This window comes from Streptomyces sp. NPDC086549, from assembly GCF_044746205.1.
GTDB lineage: Bacteria > Actinomycetota > Actinomycetes > Streptomycetales > Streptomycetaceae > Streptomyces.
In genome coordinates, this window is sequence record NZ_JBIVBS010000004.1 from 570,186 (window position 1) to 591,749 (window position 21,564).

The following is a 21,564-nucleotide window of genomic DNA, read 5'->3' on the forward strand; positions in this document are numbered from 1 at the left end:
TCGCCAGCCTCTGCCTGTGGACAACTCGCGAGGCCGTCGGCGGGCGTGCGTTACGTTCGATGCGTGAACACCACCAGCCTCGAAGCCGTCCAGGAACCGGGCCCGGATGCGGCCCCGGGCCGTGTCGTCCTGCTCACCACCAGTCACCGCGTCGCACCCGGGCTGCTGTCCTGGCCCGCCTGGCAGGCGCTGCGCGCCGCCGACCGCGTGCTGTGCGCGGACGGGGCGCATCCGCAGCTGCCCTATCTGCGCGAGGCCGGCATATCCGTGGACGAGGCGTCGCCCACCGCCCAGGAGCTGGTCGACGCCTGCGCCGGCGGACACACGGTGGTGGTCGTGGCCTCGGGCGAGGGCGAACCGGCCCTCACCGACGGCCTGGCGCGCCTCGCGGGCTCCGGCCGTGTCCGGATGCCCGAACTGGAGCTGCTCCCCGCCTCCTACGACCTGCCGGGCGCCCGTCTCCTCGACCTCGTCCAGGTCATGGACCGCATCCGCGCCGAGTGCCCCTGGTCGTCCCGCCAGACCCACATGGGCCTGGCGAAGTACGGCATCGAGGAGGCGTACGAACTGGTCGAGGCGATCGAGGCCGGTGACCGCGACGAACTGCGCGAGGAACTCGGCGACGTACTGCTCCAGGTCGTCTTCCACTCCCGCATAGCCGAGGAGGACCCGGACGCCCCGTTCTCCATCGACGACGTGGCCGGTGGCATCGTCGCCAAGCTGATCCACCGCCACCCGCACGTCTTCGGCGACGAGACGGCCCACACTCCCGAGGAGGTCAAGGAGCACTGGCTGCGCACCAAGGCCGAGGAGAAGCGGCGCACCTCCGTGACCGAGGGCGTCCCGCTCGGCCAGCCCGGCCTCGCCCTCGCCGCGAAGCTCGCTTCCCGCGTGCGCACGGCGGGACTGGAGGTGCCGCTGCCGCACGGCGAGGGCATCGGCTACGAGCTGCTCGCGCTCGCCGTGCGGGCGGAGGCGGACGGGGTGGACCCGGAGGCGGCGCTGCGGGCGGCGGCACGGGCCTACCGGGACGCGGTGCGGACGGCAGAGGGCGTGCACGAGGGCTAGCCGCCTTCCGGGGCGGGTGCGGGGGCTTACAGGGGCTTGCGGGGAGCGGGAGGCGAGAGAGCCGGCGGGCACCGGCGGCCGCCGCCCGCACTGCCCTCCGCGCGGCACCCGCCGAGAAGCCGGATACCGTCGAGGAGTGACCAACCAGCCCCACCCACCCCACGCCGCCCCTCCCGCCCCCGACCTGTTCACCTGGGAGTTCGCCGCCGACCCCTACCCGGCCTACGCCTGGCTCCGCGAGCACGCCCCGGTGCGCCGGACGGAACTTCCGAGCGGTGTGGAGGCCTGGCTGGTCACCCGTTACGCCGATGCCAAGGAGGCCCTGGCCGACCAGCGGCTGTCGAAGAACCCGGCGCATCACGATGAGCCCGCGCACGCCAAGGGCAAGACCGGCATCCCCGGCGAGCGCAAGGCCGAGCTGATGACGCATCTGCTCAACATCGACCCGCCGGACCACACCCGGCTGCGCCGGCTGGTCAGCAAGGCGTTCACGCCCCGCCGGGTCGCCGAGTTCGGCTCGCGCGTGCAGGAACTGACCGACCAGCTCATCGACCGGTTCGCGGGTGAAGGGTCCGCGGACCTCATCCACGAGTTCGCCTTCCCCCTTCCCATCTACGCCATCTGCGACATGCTCGGCGTTCCGCGCGAGGACCAGGACGACTTCCGGGACTGGGCGGGGATGATGATCCGGCACGGGGGAGGACCGCGGGGCGGGGTCGCGCGCTCCGTCAAGAAGATGCGGGGCTATCTCGCCGAGCTCATCCACAAGAAGCGCGAGGCCCTGCCCGACAGCCCCGCCCCCGGCGAGGACCTCATCTCCGGGCTCATCCGCTCCTCCGACCACGGTGAGCACCTCACCGAGAACGAGGCCGCGGCCATGGCCTTCATCCTGCTGTTCGCCGGGTTCGAGACGACCGTCAACCTCATCGGCAACGGCACCTATGCCCTCCTCACCCATCCCGAGCAGCGACACCGCCTCCAGGCGTCCCTCGCCCGCCACGAACGGGACCTCCTGGAGACCGGCGTGGAGGAACTCCTGCGCTACGACGGCCCGGTCGAGCTGGCCACCTGGCGGTTCGCCACCGAGCCGCTCACCATCGGCGGGCAGGACATCGCACCTGGCGACCCCGTCCTCGTCGTCCTCGCGGCCGCCGACCGGGACCCGGAGAGATTCGCCGACCCGGACGTCCTCGACCTGGGACGGCGTGACAACCAACACCTCGGATACGGCCACGGCATCCACTACTGCCTCGGTGCTCCGCTCGCCCGCCTTGAGGGCCAGACCGCGCTCGCCACCCTCCTCACCCGCCTGCCCGACCTCCGACTCGCGGTGGATCCGGCCGATTTGCGGTGGCGCGGCGGGCTCATCATGCGTGGACTGCGCACCTTGCCCGTGGAGTTCACACCCGTCCGGTAATCGACCGGAGTGGGATATTCCGCGGACCGGCCGCATATCACCCGAGGTGCCCGCCCGGGGCAGGAAGATGACAGACGCTCAACACCGTGATCTTCACGTGATCTGCGCGGCATTAACTTGTGACAAGTGATCGTCTGCCGATACGTTCACTGATCAGCGCGGCACGTCGGCTTCATGTACCGCGCGGGTCACCGCTGTCGCACGAAAGGCTTCCGCATGATTTCCGGGAACGGTCGTCACCGTCGCCCCCGTCAGGCTCCGGCCCTCCTCGTCGCGGCCGGAGTGGCCGGCTCCGCCATCGCCATCCCGCTGCTCGGCGCGGCGAGCGCCAACGCGGCCGACGGCACCACATGGGACAAGGTGGCCGAGTGCGAGAGCGGCGGCTCCTGGAGTGCCGACACCGGAAACGGGTACTACGGCGGCCTGCAGATGTCCCAGGACGACTGGGACAAGTACGGCGGCCTCGACTACGCCTCCAGCCCCGACGAGGCCAGTCGCTCGCAGCAGATAGCCGTCGCCGAGAAGATCCTGGACGACCAGGGCACCACCCCCTGGGCCACCTGCGCACTGCTCTCCGGGCTCACCTCGGACTCCGGGTCGGTCGACGTCGACCCGGGTGTCGGGTCATCCGGATCGTCCGACTCCGGTGACTCGTCCGGCTCCTCCGATTCGTCGGATTCCTCCGGCTCGTCCGACTCGTCTCACTCGTCCTCGGGGTCGGACTCCTCGTCGAAGGGCTCCTCCTCGTCGAAGGCCGGTGCGGGCAAGGGTGCCGACGCGAAGCACGGGTCCAAGGGCTCTGCCGATTCCAGCAAGTCGGACAAGTCGGAATCTTCCGGTTCGAACGGCTCGCAGGGAAGCGGCAGCTCGCCCACAGAAACGGTCAAATCCGACGACTCGGACAACTCGTGGCAGGACGGGGGGTCTTGGAGCCTGGTCGACACCGGCGCGATCGGCGGTGGCCGCCACCGTGGTGTCAGTGCGGACGAAAGCGAAGCAAACGGACAGGGTGCCGAGTCGTCGGGCCGTCACGCCTCGCAGGGCTACACGGTTCGCGACGGCGACACCCTCGCGTCCATCGCCGACTCCCTTGGCCTCGACGGCGGATGGCGCGCGCTCTACGCCGCCAACAAGGCGGCCATCGGGGCCGACCCGAATGACATCACTCCCGGTCAGACCCTGGAACTCGGCGCCGAAAAGGGTGGAAAATAGCGGGAGTTGACGTCCCACTTCGCGCCGAATGTCTGATTTGGTGAAAGTGTGGGATGAGTCTCAGAAGCCCTGATCGTCTTTGAAATTCCCCGGATCGCGTGTCTACGGTCATGACGCTCGTCACCACGAGCCCCGGCTGTCGCAACGCCGAATCCTGCCAGCGGCTGCCCGGGAACAGTCGACGCGTAAAGCGCCGCAGGCAGGAGCGGGGGACCCAAGGTAAGTGCCGCGCCGGACAGTTGAGCCGGGGCGGCTAGGGGTGGAGCCACGCCTCCCAGCGGAGGTGTGGCCGGGCAACTCAACCGGCCCGAACCCGACAGCTCACCTCGCAGGCGTCGGTGAGGGGATCCATTCATGCTGTTTTCCGCCAAGGGCAAGCACCGTCGTCCCTCCAAGGCCAAGGCCACCCGCGCCATCGCGCTCGCCGGTGTCACCGGCGCCGCCATCGCCGCCCCGCTGATGGCCTCCGGTACCGCCTCCGCGGCCACCGCCTCCGAGTGGGACGCCGTCGCCCAGTGCGAGTCCGGCGGTAACTGGGCCATCAACACCGGAAACGGCTACTACGGCGGACTGCAGTTCTCCGCCTCGACGTGGGCCGCGTACGGCGGCGCGAAGTACGCCGGCACCGCCGACAAGGCCACCAAGGCGCAGCAGATCGAGATCGCCGAGAAGGTTCTCGCCGCGCAGGGCAAGGGTGCCTGGCCGGTCTGCGGCAAGGGCCTGTCCGGCGCTGCTTACACTGGCGGCAGCTCCTCGAACGCCTCCTCGAGCCCCTCCACGAGCAGCGGCTCCTCCGCGAGCACCGCCACCCGTTCGACCGAGCAGCAGGCCGCCACCCGCTCCGCGAAGCGCCCGGCCGCGAGCAAGACCGTCACCACCCCGACCGGCAAGAAGGTCAAGAAGGGCGACGGCGAGTACAAGGTCGTCAAGGGTGACACCCTGAGCACGATCGCCGCGAAGCACAAGGTCAAGGGCGGCTGGCAGAAGCTGTTCAAGCTGAACAAGGACATCGTCCAGGACGCGGACCTCATCTACCCGGGTCAGCAGCTGCATCTGAAGTAATACGCGGCGGGCAGCTGAACCACAGCCCCCTCACAACCGTGTCCCCCACAGTGGGGGACACGTGGGGGTCGCCCCCCGTCCCCACGGTCTCCCCGTTCCGGTGCGTTTTCCCCCGTACGCACCGGAGCGGGGTTTCTCTTTGCACCAGTGGTGCTCCACCCGTTTTCGTCCGCCCCTTTGTTCCGACCGGAAACAATGTGTACCGTCTCCCTGTCCGCGGGACGGTCGGTCGGTGGCCGATGGCCCGGGGACGGCTAGGCTCTAGTCGCAAGGCACACCAGCCCCGCACTTCCAGCGTCACATCCCAAGAAGGAGATGCTCGTGCCGTCCATCGACGTCGTCGTAGCCCGGGAAATCCTGGACTCCCGAGGCAACCCCACGGTCGAGGTCGAGGTAGGCCTCGACGACGGCAGCACGGGTCGTGCCGCCGTTCCGTCCGGCGCCTCCACCGGTGCCTTCGAGGCCATCGAGCTCCGCGACGGTGACCCGAACCGCTACCTGGGCAAGGGCGTCGAGAAGGCCGTCCTCGCCGTGATCGAGCAGATCGGCCCGGAGCTGGTCGGCTACGACGCCACCGAGCAGCGCCTGATCGACCAGGCGATGTTCGACCTGGACGCCACCGACAACAAGGGCTCGCTCGGCGCCAACGCCATCCTCGGCGTCTCCCTCGCCGTCGCCCACGCCGCCTCCGAGGCCAGCGACCTCCCCCTCTTCCGCTACCTGGGCGGCCCGAACGCGCACCTGCTGCCGGTGCCGATGATGAACATCCTGAACGGCGGCTCGCACGCCGACTCCAACGTGGACATCCAGGAGTTCATGATCGCCCCGATCGGCGCGGAGTCCTTCTCCGAGGCCCTGCGCTGGGGCGCCGAGGTCTACCACACCCTGAAGAAGGTCCTGAAGAGCAAGGGCCTGTCCACCGGTCTCGGCGACGAGGGCGGCTTCGCCCCGAACCTCGAGTCCAACCGCGCCGCCCTCGACCTCATCCTCGAGGCCATCAAGCAGGCCGGCTACATCCCCGGCGAGCAGATCGCGCTCGCCCTCGACGTCGCCGCGTCCGAGTTCTACAAGGACGGCAAGTACGAGTTCGAGGGCAAGTCCCGCTCGGCCGCCGAGATGACCGAGTACTACGAGGAGCTCGTGGCGGCCTACCCGCTCGTCTCCATCGAGGACCCGCTGTTCGAGGACGACTGGGCCGGCTGGAAGGTCATCACCGACAAGCTGGGCGACAAGGTCCAGATCGTCGGCGACGACCTGTTCGTCACCAACCCGGAGCGCCTGGCCCGTGGCATCGAGGAGGGCTCCGCCAACGCCCTGCTCGTCAAGGTGAACCAGATCGGCTCGCTGACCGAGACCCTGGACGCCGTCGAGATGGCCCAGCGCAACGGCTTCAAGTGCATGATGTCCCACCGCTCCGGCGAGACCGAGGACGTCACCATCGCCGACCTCGCCGTCGCCGTGAACTGCGGCCAGATCAAGACCGGCGCCCCGGCCCGCTCGGACCGCGTCGCCAAGTACAACCAGCTGCTGCGCATCGAGGAGATCCTCGACGACGCGGCGGTGTACGCCGGCCGCAGCGCCTTCCCGCGCTTCAAGGGCTGACCCTTCCTGGGGTAAGGCTTAGCCAGTCGTACGTACGTCCCCGTACCCGGTCCCGTACCGTGTGCGGGGACGTACGCGCGTGTGAAGGGGAGGCGGGAGACATGGCCGTGAAGGACCGTGACCGGTTCTCCACCGCGACCAGGCTGCGGCTGATCGGCGAGCAGACGGCGGCCCGGGTCTACCGCTCCCAGACCAAACGTCAGGCCCGCCGCTCCCGGCTCACCGGCCGGGCCGCGCTGCTTGTCCTCGTCCTGTGCACGATGGTGGTGGCCCTGGCCTACCCGATGCGGCAGTACGTCTCCCAGCGCGCCGAGATCGCCGATCTGGAGCGCCAGAAACAGCAGGCCCAGGAACGGGTCGAGCAGCTGCGCGACCTCAAGGCGCGATGGCAGGACGACTCCTACGCCGAGCAGCAGATCCGGCAGCGGCTGCACTACGTGATGCCGGGGGAGACCGGTTACATCGTGATCGACCCCGGTACGGCCAAGCAGGCGCACGCCTATCCGGGGGCGGCCGACCGCCCCTGGTACTCCAACGTCTGGGACGGGGTCGACAAGTCCGACGCCTCCGACCAGTGAGCCGGTGGCCGCGGGACCGCCCCGGCCAGTGAAACCACAGCCAGAGAAAGACAGCCTGAAGACAGTCATGGAAACGCCTCCGCCGCCCACTCCGCGCACCGAGCCCACCGACGCGGACGTCGAGGCCTTCAAGCAGCAGCTCGGGCGTCCGCCGCGCGGGCTGCGGGCCATCGCGCACCGGTGCCCCTGCGGTCAGCCGGACGTCGTGGAGACGGCACCGCGCCTGCCCGACGGCACACCTTTCCCGACGACGTACTACCTGACGTGCCCGCGCGCCGCTTCCGCGATCGGCACGCTGGAAGCCAACGGCGTGATGAAGGAGATGACGGAGCGGCTCGCGACCGACCCCGAGCTGGCCGCCGCCTACCGCGCCGCCCACGAGGACTACATCGCGCGCCGTGACGCCATCGAGGTCCTGGAGGGCTTCCCGAGCGCGGGCGGCATGCCGGACCGGGTGAAGTGCCTGCACGTGCTGGTGGGCCACTCGCTGGCGGCGGGACCGGGCGTGAACCCCCTCGGCGACGAGGCGATCGCGATGCTGCCGGAGTGGTGGCTCAAGGGGCCGTGCGTACAGCCGCTGGAGGCACCCGACCCGGCCGACGAGCACCCCGGTGAGGAGGGTGCCGTCGTCGACGACCCCACCGCGGTCCGCAGTGGTTTCTTCGCGTACCGGCCGATGGTCCCGCCCGGCTTCTCCCGGGTCGCCGCCGTCGACTGCGGTACGAACTCCATCCGGCTGCTCGTCGCCGACGTCAACCCGGCCACCGGTGAGCTCCTGGAGCTCGACCGGCGCATGACGATCGTGCGGCTCGGACAGGACGTGGACCGCACCGGCCGGCTGGCCCCCGAGGCGCTGGAGCGGACCTTCGCGGCCTGCCGGGAGTACGCGGACGTGATCCGTGAACTGGGCGCCACGAAGGTGCGGTTCGTGGCGACATCCGCCTCCCGGGACGCCGAGAACCGGGACGACTTCGTGCGGGGCGTCCTCGACATCCTCGGGGTCGAGCCGGAGGTCATCTCCGGCGACCGGGAGGCCGAGTTCTCCTTCACGGGCGCCACGAAGGAGCTGACGGGCCGGGACGACCTCACCAAGCCCTACCTCGTCGTGGACATCGGCGGCGGTTCGACGGAGTTCGTGGTGGGGGACGAGCGCGTGCGGGCCGCCCGGTCCGTGGACGTGGGCTGCGTGCGGATGACCGAGCGGCACCTGGTGCGCGAGGGCGTCGTGAGCGATCCGCCCACCGAGGAGCAGATCGCGGCCATGCGGGCCGACATCGAGGCCGCCCTCGACCTCGCCGAGGAGACGGTCCCGCTGCGCGAGGCGCACACGCTCGTCGGGCTCGCCGGGTCGGTCACGACCGTGTCCGCGATCGGCCAGGAGCTGCCCGAGTACGACTCCGCCCGCATCCACCACTCGCGCGTCTCCCGCGACCGCGTCCGTGAGATCACAAGTGAGCTGCTCCGCTCCACCCACGCCGAGCGGGCGGCGATCCCCTCCATGCACCCGGGGCGCGTCGACGTGATCGGCGCCGGTGCCCTCGTGCTGCTCGCGATCATGGAGCGGATCGGGGCGGAGGAGGTCGTGGTGAGCGAGCACGACATCCTCGACGGCATCGCGTGGTCGGTGGCGTAGGAAACGCCGGCCGCCGGTCCACGCAACGTGCCCGCAGGCCCGGCTCCCCTTGTGCGGGGCCGGGCCTGCGGTTGCTTCCGGCACGCAGGGCGCGGTGGTCCGAGCCACCCGGCGCGGGTGGTCTGAGTCTCCTTTGCTACTGGGCAGTAGCCGCCGGGTGAGCAGGATGGATAACGTATGAGCGCGTTCCGGGGGTGGCAACGCGCCCCTGGGTGACGCGCTCCCGGAAAACTTCGTGAAGTTCTTCACAAGGAATTCGGCCCTATTCGGGGGCCGAAGGTCCCTTGTTGGTCCGTTCGGGGGCTCAACGGCCCCGAGGGCGCGCTCGGGAGGGCGTGACCGGGGTGTTGCGCGAGGGCGTCGGGCGAGGGTTTTCCGGGGGTCTCACAGACCCTCCGAGCGGCCGGAGAGGCAGCTCACGCGCCGTTGACAACGGGTCGCGGTACACCACGGTTCCCGTCCGCCGCCATGACCTGCGTCACGCGGGCCGCGGAGTGTAGCACGGGCCCTCAAGAAGCTTGTGAAGGGGCGCACGAGCGACCCTCAGGGGGCGGGTGGATACTCGATGCCATGAGCACCACGGAGCGTCCCAGGATCCTCGTAGTAGGCGGTGGGTACGTAGGCCTGTACGCAGCTCGGCGCATCCTCAAGACGATGCGCTACGGCGAGGCGACCGTCACGGTCGTCGACCCCCGGTCGTACATGACCTACCAGCCCTTCCTCCCCGAAGCCGCCGCCGGCAGCATCTCCCCTCGCCACGTCGTCGTTCCGCTGCGACGCGTGCTGCCGAAGGCGGAGGTCCTCACTGGCCGGGTCACCACCATCGACCAGGACCGCAAGGTCGCCACGGTCGCCCCGCTGGTCGGCGAGGCGTACGAGCTGCCCTTCGACTACCTGGTGATCGCGCTCGGCGCGGTCTCCCGCACCTTCCCGATCCCCGGCCTCGCCGAGCAGGGCATCGGCATGAAGGGCATCGAGGAGTCCATCGGCCTGCGCAACCACGTCCTCGAGCAGCTCGACAAGGCCGACTCCACGACCGACGAGGAGATCCGCCGCAAGGCGCTCACCTTCGTCTTCATCGGCGGCGGCTTCGCCGGTGCGGAGACCATCGGTGAGGTCGAGGACATGGCCCGGGACGCGGCCAAGTACTACAAGAACGTGTCCCGCGAGGACATGCGCTTCGTCCTCGTCGACGCCGCCGACAAGATCCTTCCCGAGGTCGGCCCCAAGCTCGGCCAGTACGGCAAGGAGCACCTGGAGAGCCGGGGCGTGGAGATCTACCTCTCCACCTCCATGGACTCCTGCGTCGACGGTCACGTGGTGCTGAAGAACGGCCTGGAGGTCGACTCCAACACCATCGTGTGGACCGCGGGCGTCAAGCCGAACCCGGCACTGTCCCGCTTCGGCCTGCCCCTCGGCCCCCGCGGCCACGTCGACTGCGAGCCCACGCTCCAGGTCGCCGGCACCGACTACATCTGGGCCGCGGGCGACAACGCCCAGGTGCCGGACATGGCCGCCCGCAAGGCCGGCGTGGAGAACGCCTGGTGCCCGCCGAACGCCCAGCACGCGCTGCGCCAGGCCAAGGTGCTCGGCGACAACGTGGTCTCCGGCATGCGGGGCTTCCCGCAGAAGGAGTACAGCCACGCCAACAAGGGCGCCGTCGCCGGTCTGGGCCTGCACAAGGGCGTCGCGATGATCGTCCTGGGCAAGACCAAGATCAAGCTCAAGGGCCGTCTCGCCTGGTACATGCACCGTGGCTACCACGGTCTGGCCATGCCGACCTGGAACCGCAAGATCCGCATCTTCGCCGACTGGACCCTCGGCATGTTCCTCAAGCGCGAGGTCGTGTCGCTCGGCGCCATGGAGAACCCGCGCGAGGAGTTCTACGAGGCCGCCAAGCCGGCGCCGGTGGCTGCCGCCGCGAAGACCGAGGAGAAGGCCAAGGCCTCCTGACCTCCCCGGTCGCCGAACCATCCGAAGGACCTCCCGCCATCCGTGGTGCGGGAGGTCCTTCGGCGTTCCGGCGGGGCTGAGAGACGGTGTTTCCCTGGGTTTCCCCAGGTTTCCCGAAGTTTCCCCGGCTGTAACTCCTTTGCGGGACTGCGCCGGGCGCCGTCCGGTGTTTACGTGGTGTACCTACGTCCGGGATCCGTCGTCACGGAGGTGTGCGCCATGACCGAGGCCGCGTCGCGGCTGACGAGTGCTGCCGAGCAACTGCTGGGAGCGCCGCTCTCCCTGCGGGTTCGTGCCTGGGACGGTTCGCGGTCCGGTCCGCCGGGCGCGCCGACCCTGGTCGTCCGCAACCGCCGAGCCCTGCGCCGTCTGCTCTGGAGGCCCGGCGAACTGGGCCTGGCCCGGGCCTGGGTGGCCGGCGACCTGGAGATCGAGGGCGACCTCTACGCCGCCCTCGACGTGTTGTCCGGACTGGTGTGGGAGCGCGGGGACGGCGCCAGGAGCCTCGTACAGGCCCTGCGCGACCCGGGCGTACGGGCGGCCGTCCGTGAGCTGCTGAAGCTCGCCCGGCACCCGCTGCCGCCCGCCCCGCCCCCCGAGGAGGTCCGCCGGACCGGCCATCTGCACACCCGGCACAGCGACAAGCGGGCCATCAGCCACCACTACGACGTCGGCAATGACTTCTACGAGATCGTCCTCGGCCCGTCCATGGTGTACTCGTGCGCCTACTGGGAGGAGTCCGGGACCCTGGAGTCGGCCCAGCGCGACAAGCTCGGACTCGTCGCCCGCAAGCTCGGCCTGACGCCCGGTCAACGGCTCCTCGACGTCGGCTGCGGCTGGGGCTCGATGGCGATCCACGCGGCCCGCGAGCACGGCGTGAGCGTCGTCGGCGTCACTCTGTCGCACGAGCAGGCCGCGTACGCCCGCAAGCGCGTCGCCGAAGAGGGACTCGCCGACCGGGTCGAGATCCGCGTGCGGGACTACCGGGACGTCACCGACGGCCCGTACGACGCGATCTCCTCCATCGGCATGGCCGAACACGTCGGCGCGGAGCGGTACCTCGAGTACGCCACCGCGCTGTACAGCCTGCTGAAACCGGGCGGGCGGCTCCTCAACCACCAGATCGCCCGCCGCCCGCAGCACGACGAGTCGACGTACCGGGTCGACGAGTTCATCGACGCCTATGTCTTCCCCGACGGCGAGCTCGCCCCCCTCGGTACCACCGTCACCCAATTGGAGCGCGCCGGATTCGAGGTGCGCGACGTGGAGTCGATCCGCGAGCACTACGCCCTCACCCTGCGCCGCTGGGTCGACCGTCTGGAGGCCGACTGGCCCCGCGCGGTACGGCTCACCGGTCCCGGCCGCGCCCGCGTCTGGCGGCTCTACATGGCCGCCTGCGCCCTCGCCTTCGAGCGCAACCGCATCGGCGTCAACCAGGTGCTGGCGGTGCGCGCACCGGAGTCCGGGGAGTCCGGGATGCCGTTGCGTTCCCGTACCTGGAACTGAACGCGCGAGGCCCCGTTCCCCGGCGTGTCCGGAGGGGAACGGGGCCTCGACGTCCGTACGGCTACTCCGACTTGATGGCGGCCAGCATGTTCAGCCGGGCCGCCCGCCGGGCCGGCCACAGCGCGGCCAGGACGCCGACCGTGCCGGCCAGCAGCAGGAAGACGGCTATCCGGGCCCAGGGCAGGACCAGTTCGTAGGTCGCCATCTTCGTGCCGAGCAGCTCACCGGCCGCCCAGCCGAAGAACACGCCCAGGCCGATGCCCAGCACGCCGCCGAACAGGGAGATCACCAGGGACTCCAGGCGGACCATCCGCTTGACGGACCTGCGGTCCAGGCCGATCGCGCGGAGCATGCCGATCTCCTGGGAGCGCTCGAAGACCGACATCGCCAGGGTGTTGATGACCCCGAGGACCGCGACGATCACCGCCATGCCGAGCAGGCCGTAGACCATGTTCAGCATCAGCGTGAACATCTTCGCGATGTCGTTGGAGATGTCCTGCTTGTCCTGGACCTTGATCGCCGGGTTGACGCCGAGGACCTTCTCCAGCCTGTCCTTGGCCGTGTCGGAAGCGCCGTCCGCCGTCTTGACCCAGACCTGCATGTCGGCCGGGTCGCTCAGGTGGGGGGTGAGGACCTTGTTGTCGAGGATGATCCCGTTGAGCATGTCGTTGCCCTCGTAGATCCCGGCGACGGTCAGCTTCTGCGCCTTGCCGTCCTCGTAGTGCACGGTGAAGCCGGAACCCGCCTTCCAGCCGTGTTCCTTGGCCTTGTCCTTGTCCACTACGACCTGGGTGCCGCCCACCTCGAAGGTGCCGTCGTCCACCTTCAGGTCCATCAGCCGGGCGATGGCGGAGCCGTTCACGCCGGTCAGGAACTCGGTCCCGCCGTCGACGCGGGATTCGCCGTTGCGCAGCGGGCTGCTGGCGGTGACGCCGTCCGCGGTGGCGATCTTCTTCGCCACGTCCGGGGAGAGCGGGCCGCGATTGGCCATCGAGACGACGTAGTCCGCGCGGATGGCCGAGCTGGCCATCTTGTCGATCGACGTCTGCAGGCTGCCCGCCATCACCGTCATGCCGGTGATCAGCGTCAGGCCGATCATCAGCGCGGACGCCGTGGCCGCCGTACGGCGCGGGTTGCGCACCGAGTTCTGGCGGGCCAGCTTGCCCGAGACACCGAACACGCGCAGCACCGGGGCCGCGGCCGCGATCAGCGGGCGGGACAGCAGCGGGGTCAGGATGAACACGCCGATGATGAGCAGGACCGCGCCGATACCCATCGGGCCCTGGGCGGCGTCGGCGTCCATCGACGTGGCCGCGAGCACCACCGCGACGCCGGCCGCCGAGAACAGCGCACCGAGCGTGTTGCGCAGCACCAGCGACTTGGTGGTCGCCTTGGCGTGCAGGCTGCTCATCGCCGCCACCGGCGGGATCTTCGCCGCCCGGCGGCCCGGCAGCCAGGCGGCCAGCACGGTGATCACGATGCCGACCGTGAGCGCAGCCACCACGGTGCCCGGCGTGATCACCAGCGGCCCGTCCGGCATGCTCGCGCCGAGGGAGCTCAGCAGGCTCCGCAGCCCCGCGCCGATGCCGATGCCGGCGACCAGACCGGTCGCACCGGCGACCGCGCCCACCACGAGCGCCTCGATCAGCACTGAGCGGGTGACCTGTCGGCGGGAGGCGCCGACCGCCCGCAGCAGGGCCAGTTCCCTGGTGCGCTGGGCGACCAGCATGGTGAAGGTGTTGGCGATGATGAACGTGCCGACGAACAGCGCGATGCCGGCGAACACCAGCAGACCCTGCTTCAGACCGCTCATCGAGGAGGAGATCATCTCGGCCTGGTCGTCGGCCAGCTTCTTGCCGGTGGTGGTCTCCACCAGGCGCGAGGGCAGCGCCTTGTCCAGCCCGGCCTTGAGCGCGCTCTGACTGGTTCCCGTCGCCGCCTTCACGTCGATCTCGTCGTACGTGCCCTTCTTGCCGAACAGGCTCTGCGCGGTCGGCGTGTCGAACAGGGCGAGGCTGCCGCCCGCGGCCACGTTGCCGTCGTCGGTGGTGAAGATGCCGCTGATACGCGGGGTGAGGACCGGGCCGTCGACGGAGATGCGCACGGTGTCGCCGACCTTGTAGCCGGCGCGCCCGGCGGTCTTGGAGTCGATCAGCACCTCGCCCTTGCCGCGCGGGGCGTGACCGCTGACCAGCGGGTAGCGGGCGTCCTTGGTGCCCCAGTAGTTCCCGCCCGCGGACTGCCAGCCGTTGCCGAGCAGCTTGCCGTCCTTGCCGGCGATCGCGGTGAAGCCGCTGACGACCCCGGTCGCCGAGGCGGCGCCCGGGGTCTTCGCCGCCCGGTCGAGCAGTGCCTGGGTCAGCTCGGGGGTCTTGCCGACCTTGTTGCCCCTGGAGTCCTGGTACTTGGGCTGTACGGCGACGTCGACCTGGTCGAAGCCCTTGGCGGAGCTCTTCTGGTAGGCGTCCGAGACGGTGTTGGTGAAGACCAGCGTCCCCGACACGAACGCGACGCCGAGCATTACGGCGAGCACGGTCATGAGGAGCCGGGCCTTGTGCGCGAGTACGTTGCGCAAGGCGGTTCGGAACATGGGTTCTCTTCGGTCCGTGGTGTGGTCGGCGGTCAGCTGGTGCGGCCCTTGGCGTCGAACCGCTTCATGCGGTCCAGCACCGATTCCGCCGTGGGCGCGTGCATCTCGTCGACGATCCGGCCGTCCGCGAGGAACACCACCCGGTCCGCGTAGGCCGCGGCCACCGGGTCGTGTGTCACCATCACCACCGTCTGGCCCATCTCCCGAACGGAGTTGCGCAGGAAGCCGAGCACTTCGGCGCCGGAGCGCGAGTCGAGGTTTCCGGTCGGTTCGTCGCCGAAGATGATGTCGGGCCGGGAGGCGAGGGCACGGGCGACGGCGACGCGCTGCTGCTGGCCGCCGGACAGCTGGGACGGGCGGTGGCCGAGCCGGTCCGCCAGACCGACCATCCGGATCACCTGGTCGAGCCACTGCTGGTCGGGTTTACGGCCCGCGATGTCCATCGGCAGGGTGATGTTCTCCAGGGCCGTCAACGTGGGCAGCAGGTTGAACGCCTGGAAGATGAACCCGATCTTGTCCCGGCGCAGCTTGGTCAGCTGCTTGTCCTTCAGGGAGCCCAGCTCGGTGTCGCCGATGCGCACGGACCCGGAGGAGAACGTGTCCAGACCGGCCACACAGTGCATCAGCGTGGACTTGCCGGATCCGGACGGCCCCATGATGGCGGTGAACTCGGCCTGCCGGAACTCGACGGAGACCCGGTCGAGGGCGACCACCTGGGTCTCGCCCTGTCCGTAGATCTTCGACAGATCCGTGGCGCGCGCGGCCACTGTGGTGGTCCGGTCGGCGATGGGTGTGGTGGTCACGGAAGGGCGCTCCTGTCGGGACGACGGCGTTCGGCGGTACTGATCCATCGTCCCGGCCGCCCACCGCCGTGTAGTCACCCGCTGTTCCGGTTCCCGGGGCAGACTCCGGTCGGACCGGAGCCCGTCGTGTCATACCTGGGGATGACGGCGAACCCCGAGGAGGAGCGGGGAAGACGTCGAGAACAGGTGGAGCCCCCTTGTTCGGACGGTGAAATTCCGTCATTCCGCGTACGCGCGTACCCACCGCGCGTAACGCTATTGGCAAGTGCGGATGGCGCGTACCGGGGGCTGATGCTCCCTCAGACGTCAATAAAATAAGACAACATCGGTCCGCCCGTCCGCTGTTCGGGGGACGTATCCCGATAGGCTCGGAACCTCGAAGCGGAGCCCATGGCCTGCCCGGATGGTGGAATGCAGACACGGCGAGCTTAAACCTCGCTGCCCCTCGCGGGCGTACCGGTTCAAGTCCGGTTCCGGGCACTTCCCGCGCCTGTCCACGGCGCCACGGGATCGCTGTTCCCCAGCTGTAGCCACCAGATGGCGAGCGCCGCTCCTGACTCGGGTGTCAGTAGTACCCCTTGATCTTCATGGTCCCGACCGTTGACACGGGGCGGAGGCGGTCGGAGACTCATGCGCGGAGATTCGTGAAGGAAACTTCACTATGCGAACAGGTGTGAACAGTCTGAAGGGAGCGGCCGGTGCGCACCACTGTCGGCATCATCGGAGCCGGCCCCGCCGGTCTTCTCCTCGCGCGGCTGCTGCACACCGCGGGGATCGACTCGGTCGTCCTGGAGAGCCGCGACCGCGCCTATGTCGAGCAGCGGCAGCGGGCCGGGATCCTGGAGCAGGGGACCGTGGACGTGCTGCGGGCTGCCGGCGCCGGGGAGCGGATGGACCGGGAGGGGCTGCGGCACGACGGGATCGAGCTGAGGTTCGCGAAGAGGCGTCATCGCGTCGACTTCCCCGCCCTCACCGGCGGCCGGTCGGTGATGGTCTACGCCCAGACCGAGGTCTGCAAGGACCTCATCGCCCTCCAGTCGAAGGAGGGCGGCCCACTGCTGTTCGAGGCGGAGGCGCTGGCCGTGGAGGGGGCCGACGGCGACCGTCCGCGGGTGCGGTTCCGGCACGAGGGCCGCGAGGACGTCCTGGAGTGCGACTACGTCGTCGGCTGCGACGGGTTCTGGGGAGTGGGCCGGAAGGCCGTACCCGTGTCCCTCTCCCGGGTGTTCGAGCGGACGTACCCCTACGCCTGGCTCGGCATACTCGCCGACGTCGCCCCCTCCCACGACGAGCTCGTCTACGCCCGCCACGACCGCGGTTTCGCCCTGCTGTCCATGCGCCCGCCCGTCACCCGCCACCACCCTTCCGAGGAAGTCGCTTCGCTCCCTGTTGAATCCTTCGTCTCCCGCCTCTACCTCCAAGTGCCCGCGGACACGCGGGCCGAGGAGTGGAGCGACGAGGACATCTGGGACGAGCTGGAGCGGCGCTTCGAGACCGCCGACGGGTGGCGGCTGGAGCGCGGGCCGATCACCCAGAAGTCGGTCACTCCGATGCGCTCGTACGTCCACGAGCCCATGCGGTACGGCCGCCTCTTCCTCGCCGGGGACGCCGCCCACATCGTGCCGCCGACCGGCGCCAAGGGGCTCAACCTGGCCGTCGGGGACGTCGTCACCCTCGCACGGGCGCTGGCGCACGAGAAGGAGACCGGGTCGCCGGAGCTCCTGGACGCCTACTCCGCGACCTGCCTGCGCCGTGTCTGGCAGGCCGAGCGGTTCTCGTACGACATGACGGCCCTGCTGCACCGCGCCCCCGACGCCACCCCCTTCGACGACCGGCTCCGGCTGGCCCGTCTTGAGCGGATCGCCGCCTCCCGCGCGGCCGAGACCGACCTGGCGGAGGCGTACACCGGCTTCCCGTTCGAGTGACTGGTTTCCGGCCGGTTCCGGGCAGGTAGCAGGTTGGTCATGGAATGGAGCCCTCCATGGCCGGGAATCAGGCCTCCGCGTAGCGTGTTGGGCAGCACGGCAGGGGAAAGATCCTCCCCAAGAACGAGGGTCGATCCTTTGCCAATCTATTACTCTTGAGGCCAAGGCCGCGCAGAGTGGTCATGGAGGAGTGAAATGAGGAGCAGTAACCCGGTCTTCTCGCGACGGGGGTTCAGCCGTGACAACGGCTACGCGGGCTTCAACACCGCGCCGCAGGCCGGGTACGCACAGGGCAACCCGTACGCCCAGAGCGGCAACCCCTACGCGCAGAACCCGTACGCGCAGAACCCTTACGCCCAGCAGGACCAGCAGTACGGCGCCCCGCCGCAGGCCCCGGTCACCACCGGCCGGATGACGATGGACGACGTCGTCATGCGCTCGGCCATGACGCTCGGCACTGTCGCCGTCGGCGCCGTCCTCGCGTGGGCGCTGCTGCCGGTGTCGACCACCAGCTACGGCCTGGCGTTCGGTTCCGCCATCATCGCGATGGTCCTGGCGCTCGTGCAGAGCTTCAAGCGCACCCCCTCGCCCGCGCTGATCCTGGGATACGCCGCCTTCGAGGGCGTCTTCCTCGGCGTCATCAGCGAGATGTACAACAGCCGGTGGAGCGGTGCCCCGTTCCAGGCGGTGCTCGGCACCATGGCGGTCTCGGGCGCGACCCTGCTGGTCTACAAGGCCGGCTGGATCCGCGTCACCGCCCGCTACGCCCGGATCGGCATGGCCATCGCCATCGCCTTCGTGGTGGTCATGGCGGTCAACCTGCTGCTGGTCGCGTTCGGCGTCGCCGAGGACGGCGGTCTGCGCAGCTTCGGTCCGCTGGGTGTGCTCGTGGGCATCATCGCGATCCTGCTCGGCGCGTTCTTCCTGACCCTCGACTTCAAGCAGATCGAGGACGGCATCGCGTACGGCGCCCCGCGCGAGGAGGCCTGGCTGGCCGCGTTCGGCCTGACCATGACCCTCGTGTGGATCTACGTGGAGATGCTGCGACTGGTGGCGATCTTCAGCAGTAACGACTAGCTCACGACCGGCTCGCCTGTCGGCGGGTCCATCTGTCGGAGCTGACGCGAAGGGCCCCGGGTTCCCCCGGGGCCCTTCGTCGTGTGCGCGGTGCGCGTCCAGGGCTGTCCTAGAGCAGCTTGCGCGCGGCCCTCCTCAGGTCATATTCATGAACGATCGCCTTGGCGTGGCCGTACGCGAGATTGTGCTCGTGGCGGAGCCAGCTGACCTTCTCCTCGAAGCGGAAGAGAGCGGGGCCTTCTTCGACGGCGCGAAGCCAGTCGGAGACTTCACGGCCTGTGCAATGGGGGATGCGGGCGAGCAGATTGCGATGGGTCTCCTCGGAGAAGACTTGGGACATCGGCGCCTCCGGACGCATTCGATGAAGCCGGTCCTTCACGTCACCGTGCCTGAGCGTTGGCGTATTGGCAACAGTCCAGGTGCGACGCGTAGTCTCGCGGCGTGGTTGACACGACACCTCTGACCCGAGCTGTGGATCACTTCGCCGACCGGCTGAGGGCCGCGCCCCAGAGCCGCCTCCAGCGCAGCGCCGCCGCGGAGGCGCTCGCGCTGGCCAGGGAGTTGGCGCTGCGCGCCCAGCGGATCGAGGATCCCTCGGGGGAGCCTCGGGAGATGCCGGACGCGGGCATGTTCGCGGTCGCCGACCAGATCACCGTGGCCGTACACGACTTGGCGGTTGTGCTGAAAACCGACGCCGAGGTCGAAGAGGCGGTGAGGCTGGTGGAGGAGGCACAGAAACGCGCCGGGGTCTGAGGGACCGCCGACGCGTGAGTGGCTGGTGTGCTGCTGGGTGTTGGGCTACAGGGACGCGATGACCCGGTCCGCCAGGATGTACACGTTCTCCGCGCCGCACGCGAACGTCAGCGTGTACGCGCCCGAGATTCCCGAGCCGCCGAGGAGATACGGGGCCTCGCCCGCGCGCAGCGCGGCCGCGAGGCGTTCCGCGGTCTCACGGTGGCCCGGGGTCATGCACAGGGTCGTGCCGTCGGCGAAGACGTAGACGTCGAGGGTGCCCAGCGGGCCCGGGCGGACGTCGGTGAGTTCGACACGGGACTCGGCCAGCTCCTCCAGGGTGCCGGCCGTGCGCTCGTGGTCGTTCACGACGGGCGACTGCGCCGGTACGAAGTCGGGGTGCGAGGGGTGGCGCCGGCGGGCCGCGGCCAGCTCGGGGGACTCCGTGGGGGTACCTCCCTGGACGAAGTCCTTGGGGGAGAACTCGTCGGCGTCCGCGCTCGGCTCGGTCACCGGCTCCAGCGACTCCATGCCCACGAAGTCGGTCTGGCGGGGCAGGAACATCTCGCCCTCGGCCAGGCCGAGCAGCGAGGGCGTGTCGGAGGCGTCACGGGACTCCTGGGCGGCCCAGAACGCGCGCGCCTCGGCGAGTTCCCGCTCGCGCTCCTCGGCGAGCGCCGCGGCGACGGCTGCGCGTATGTCCTCGGCGTCGGCGGTGGTGCGGGCCGCGGGCAGCAGGGCGCGCATCGCGGCCGCCTGGTTCTCGGCGAGCTGGGCGTGCAGGGCCGCGACCTGGCGGCGCAGTACCAGCACGCTGCGCAGGACGGCGACGCCCACGGCGCCGGTGGCTGCCGTGGTGAGCAGCAGGGCGATGGGCATGGCGCTCACTGACGTACTCCCTGGTTCAAAGTCGACCCCCGACTTCCTACATCAGCTTGAAGGGCGGACTAACCAGCTGTCAGTGCGTAACATCACGAAACGGACAGGAGCTCGGTCCTGAGGTCCACCTGTGCAACCACTCTGACCTGCGTGTATACCTCCCCGGAGGGAGATAGGTCACATCCTGGGGGAGATTGGATCACAAATCGACCCGGTGTTCGAGATTCGTCGAACGCCGGGTCGAAAGGGTCACGTTGGGTCCCGCCCCGGTCACGGTGCGGGACCCTTGCGGGGATCAGCTCAGGCGCTCGATGACCATCGCCATGCCCTGGCCGCCGCCGACGCACATCGTCTCCAGACCGAACTGCTTGTCGTGGAACTGGAGGGAGTTGATGAGTGTGCCGGTGATCCGGGCGCCGGTCATGCCGAAGGGGTGGCCGACGGCGATGGCGCCGCCGTTGACGTTCAGCTTGTCGATGTCGATGCCGAGGTCCCGGTAGGAGGGGATCACCTGGGCGGCGAAGGCCTCGTTGATCTCGACCAGGTCGATGTCGTCGATGGTCAGCCCGGCGCGGCGCAGAGCCTGCTGGGAGGCCTCGACCGGGCCGAGGCCCATGATCTCGGGGGACAGGCCGGAGACACCGGTCGACACGATGCGGGCGAGCGGGGTCAGGCCGAGCTCGCGCGCCTTGGTGTCCGACATGATGACGAGCGCGGCCGCGCCGTCGTTCAGCGGGCAGCAGTTGCCCGCGGTGACCAGGCCGTCCGGACGGAAGGCCGGCTTGAGGCCTGCCACGCCCTCCAGGGTGACGCCGGCGCGCGGGCCGTCGTCCTTGCTGACGACCGTGCCGTCGGGGAGGGTCACCGGGGTGATCTCGCGCTCCCAGAAGCCGTTCTTGATGGCCTCTTCGGCGAGGTTCTGCGAGCGGACGGCGAACTCGTCCATGTCCTGGCGGGTGACGCCCTTCAGACGGGCGAGGTTCTCCGCGGTCTGGCCCATGGCGATGTAGGCGTCGGGGGCGAGGCCGTCCTCGCGTGGGTCGTGCCAGGTCGTGCCCTCCTGCTCGGCGACCGCGGCGGTACGGGCCTCGGCCTCGGCGAAGAACGGGTTGCGCGTGTCCGGCAGGCTGTCGGAGTTGCCCTTCACGAACCGCGAGACCGTCTCGACACCGGCCGAGATGAAGACGTCGCCCTCGCCGGCCTTGATGGCGTGCAGGGCCATGCGGGAGGTCTGCAGGGACGAGGAACAGTACCGGGTGATCGTGCAGCCCGGCAGGTGGTCCATGCCCATCTGTACGGCGACTACGCGGCCGAGGTTGTTGCCCTGCTCGCCGCCGGGAAGGCCGCAACCGAGCATCAGGTCCTCGATGTCCCGCGGGTCCAGCTCGGGGACCTTCGCGAGGGCGGCCTGGATGATCGTGGCGGTGAGGTCGTCCGGGCGCAGGTCCTTGAGGGAGCCCTTGAAAGCGCGGCCGATCGGCGAGCGGGCGGTCGAGACGATGACGGCTTCGGGCATCACGGCTCCAG

General features: G+C 69.7%; 17 protein-coding genes, 1 tRNA gene, 1 pseudogene and 1 riboswitch. Of the genes and pseudogenes, 14 read left to right on the forward strand and 5 right to left on the reverse strand.

Annotation, left to right across the window (positions count from 1 at the left end; genetic code table 11):
* Positions 1-63 precede the first annotated feature (63 nt).
* The 10 genes and pseudogenes from ACIPSA_RS17485 to ACIPSA_RS17530 all read left to right on the forward strand — a co-directional run bounded on the left by ACIPSA_RS17485 (position 64) and on the right by ACIPSA_RS17530 (position 12,031).
* Complete coding sequence (locus tag ACIPSA_RS17485) at positions 64-1,068, forward strand: nucleoside triphosphate pyrophosphohydrolase (RefSeq protein WP_402635151.1); 1,005 nt, start codon at positions 64-66, stop codon at positions 1,066-1,068.
* Positions 1,069-1,204: 136 nt separating this feature from the next.
* On the forward strand, positions 1,205-2,485 hold the full coding sequence (locus ACIPSA_RS17490) for a cytochrome P450 (RefSeq protein ID WP_402635154.1): 1,281 nt from the start codon (positions 1,205-1,207) through the stop codon (positions 2,483-2,485).
* A gap of 216 nt (positions 2,486-2,701) precedes the next feature.
* Complete coding sequence (locus tag ACIPSA_RS17495; protein ID WP_402635157.1) at positions 2,702-3,697, forward strand: transglycosylase family protein; 996 nt, start codon at positions 2,702-2,704, stop codon at positions 3,695-3,697.
* A gap of 181 nt (positions 3,698-3,878) precedes the next feature.
* Positions 3,879-4,047, forward strand: a riboswitch (cyclic di-AMP (ydaO/yuaA leader).
* Positions 4,048-4,051: 4 nt separating this feature from the next.
* On the forward strand, positions 4,052-4,759 hold the full coding sequence (locus ACIPSA_RS17500; protein ID WP_402635160.1) for a transglycosylase family protein: 708 nt from the start codon (positions 4,052-4,054) through the stop codon (positions 4,757-4,759).
* 315 nt (positions 4,760-5,074) lie between these two features.
* Complete coding sequence (eno, locus tag ACIPSA_RS17505; protein ID WP_402635163.1) at positions 5,075-6,361, forward strand: phosphopyruvate hydratase; 1,287 nt, start codon at positions 5,075-5,077, stop codon at positions 6,359-6,361.
* Between the two features lie 101 nt (positions 6,362-6,462).
* A complete protein-coding gene (locus tag ACIPSA_RS17510) occupies positions 6,463-6,939 on the forward strand; it encodes a septum formation initiator family protein (RefSeq protein WP_402635166.1) in 477 nt (158 codons plus the stop codon).
* A 67-nt stretch (positions 6,940-7,006) separates the two neighbouring features.
* Positions 7,007-7,408: pseudogene (locus tag ACIPSA_RS17515) on the forward strand (DUF501 domain-containing protein); the annotation flags it as partial.
* Between the two features lie 207 nt (positions 7,409-7,615).
* Positions 7,616-8,572, forward strand: a complete 957-nt coding sequence (locus ACIPSA_RS17520; protein WP_402635467.1) for an exopolyphosphatase — start codon at positions 7,616-7,618, stop codon at positions 8,570-8,572.
* A gap of 570 nt (positions 8,573-9,142) precedes the next feature.
* Entirely contained in the window at positions 9,143-10,525 is a 1,383-nt protein-coding gene (locus ACIPSA_RS17525) for an NAD(P)/FAD-dependent oxidoreductase (RefSeq protein ID WP_402635168.1), read from the forward strand.
* Positions 10,526-10,744: 219 nt separating this feature from the next.
* Positions 10,745-12,031, forward strand: coding sequence for a class I SAM-dependent methyltransferase (locus ACIPSA_RS17530; protein WP_402635171.1), 1,287 nt, complete (start codon positions 10,745-10,747; stop codon positions 12,029-12,031).
* A gap of 61 nt (positions 12,032-12,092) precedes the next feature.
* Here ACIPSA_RS17530 and ACIPSA_RS17535 read toward each other — a convergent pair whose 3' ends face one another.
* Positions 12,093-14,621, reverse strand: a complete 2,529-nt coding sequence (locus ACIPSA_RS17535) for an ABC transporter permease (protein WP_402635173.1) — start codon at positions 14,619-14,621, stop codon at positions 12,093-12,095.
* A 32-nt stretch (positions 14,622-14,653) separates the two neighbouring features.
* On the reverse strand, positions 14,654-15,424 hold the full coding sequence (locus tag ACIPSA_RS17540) for an ABC transporter ATP-binding protein (protein WP_402635176.1): 771 nt from the start codon (positions 15,422-15,424) through the stop codon (positions 14,654-14,656).
* Between the two features lie 397 nt (positions 15,425-15,821).
* Between ACIPSA_RS17540 and ACIPSA_RS17545 the strand changes: the two genes are divergently transcribed.
* The 3 genes from ACIPSA_RS17545 to ACIPSA_RS17555 all read left to right on the forward strand — a co-directional run bounded on the left by ACIPSA_RS17545 (position 15,822) and on the right by ACIPSA_RS17555 (position 18,426).
* Positions 15,822-15,904, forward strand: a tRNA-Leu gene (locus tag ACIPSA_RS17545).
* A 218-nt stretch (positions 15,905-16,122) separates the two neighbouring features.
* A complete protein-coding gene (locus tag ACIPSA_RS17550; protein WP_402635178.1) occupies positions 16,123-17,349 on the forward strand; it encodes a 4-hydroxybenzoate 3-monooxygenase in 1,227 nt (408 codons plus the stop codon).
* A 195-nt stretch (positions 17,350-17,544) separates the two neighbouring features.
* On the forward strand, positions 17,545-18,426 hold the full coding sequence (locus ACIPSA_RS17555) for a Bax inhibitor-1/YccA family protein (protein WP_402635181.1): 882 nt from the start codon (positions 17,545-17,547) through the stop codon (positions 18,424-18,426).
* 109 nt (positions 18,427-18,535) lie between these two features.
* On the opposite strand, the gene ACIPSA_RS17560 is transcribed toward ACIPSA_RS17555, so the two are convergent.
* A complete protein-coding gene (locus tag ACIPSA_RS17560; RefSeq protein WP_316748890.1) occupies positions 18,536-18,766 on the reverse strand; it encodes a DUF4287 domain-containing protein in 231 nt (76 codons plus the stop codon).
* Positions 18,767-18,867: 101 nt separating this feature from the next.
* On the opposite strand from ACIPSA_RS17560, the gene ACIPSA_RS17565 reads away from it, so the two are divergent.
* The gene (locus ACIPSA_RS17565) at positions 18,868-19,179 is read left to right on the forward strand and encodes a hypothetical protein (protein WP_402635185.1); all 312 of its coding nucleotides are present in this window, start codon (positions 18,868-18,870) and stop codon (positions 19,177-19,179) included.
* A 45-nt stretch (positions 19,180-19,224) separates the two neighbouring features.
* On the opposite strand, the gene ACIPSA_RS17570 is transcribed toward ACIPSA_RS17565, so the two are convergent.
* Both ACIPSA_RS17570 and ACIPSA_RS17575 read right to left on the reverse strand, forming a co-directional pair.
* Complete coding sequence (locus ACIPSA_RS17570) at positions 19,225-20,046, reverse strand: hypothetical protein (protein WP_402635188.1); 822 nt, start codon at positions 20,044-20,046, stop codon at positions 19,225-19,227.
* A gap of 286 nt (positions 20,047-20,332) precedes the next feature.
* On the reverse strand, positions 20,333-21,553 hold the full coding sequence (locus ACIPSA_RS17575) for an acetyl-CoA C-acetyltransferase (protein ID WP_402635191.1): 1,221 nt from the start codon (positions 21,551-21,553) through the stop codon (positions 20,333-20,335).
* Positions 21,554-21,564: the final 11 nt, after the last annotated feature.

Excerpts from the sequence above, each read along its gene's own strand:
- ACIPSA_RS17495 (WP_402635157.1), top strand. The coding sequence starts at position 2,702 with ATGATTTCCGGGAACGGTCGTCACCGTCGCCCCCGTCAGGCTCCGGCC.
- ACIPSA_RS17500 (WP_402635160.1), top strand. The coding sequence starts at position 4,052 with ATGCTGTTTTCCGCCAAGGGCAAGCACCGTCGTCCCTCCAAGGCCAAG.
- eno (WP_402635163.1), top strand. The coding sequence starts at position 5,075 with ATGCTCGTGCCGTCCATCGACGTCGTCGTAGCCCGGGAAATCCTGGAC.
- ACIPSA_RS17510 (WP_402635166.1), top strand. The coding sequence starts at position 6,463 with ATGGCCGTGAAGGACCGTGACCGGTTCTCCACCGCGACCAGGCTGCGG.
- ACIPSA_RS17520 (WP_402635467.1), top strand. The coding sequence starts at position 7,616 with ATGGTCCCGCCCGGCTTCTCCCGGGTCGCCGCCGTCGACTGCGGTACG.
- ACIPSA_RS17525 (WP_402635168.1), top strand. The coding sequence starts at position 9,143 with ATGAGCACCACGGAGCGTCCCAGGATCCTCGTAGTAGGCGGTGGGTAC.
- ACIPSA_RS17530 (WP_402635171.1), top strand. The coding sequence starts at position 10,745 with ATGACCGAGGCCGCGTCGCGGCTGACGAGTGCTGCCGAGCAACTGCTG.
- ACIPSA_RS17535 (WP_402635173.1), bottom strand. The coding sequence starts at position 14,621 with ATGTTCCGAACCGCCTTGCGCAACGTACTCGCGCACAAGGCCCGGCTC.
- ACIPSA_RS17555 (WP_402635181.1), top strand. The coding sequence starts at position 17,545 with ATGAGGAGCAGTAACCCGGTCTTCTCGCGACGGGGGTTCAGCCGTGAC.
- ACIPSA_RS17560 (WP_316748890.1), bottom strand. The coding sequence starts at position 18,766 with ATGTCCCAAGTCTTCTCCGAGGAGACCCATCGCAATCTGCTCGCCCGC.
- ACIPSA_RS17575 (WP_402635191.1), bottom strand. The coding sequence starts at position 21,553 with ATGCCCGAAGCCGTCATCGTCTCGACCGCCCGCTCGCCGATCGGCCGC.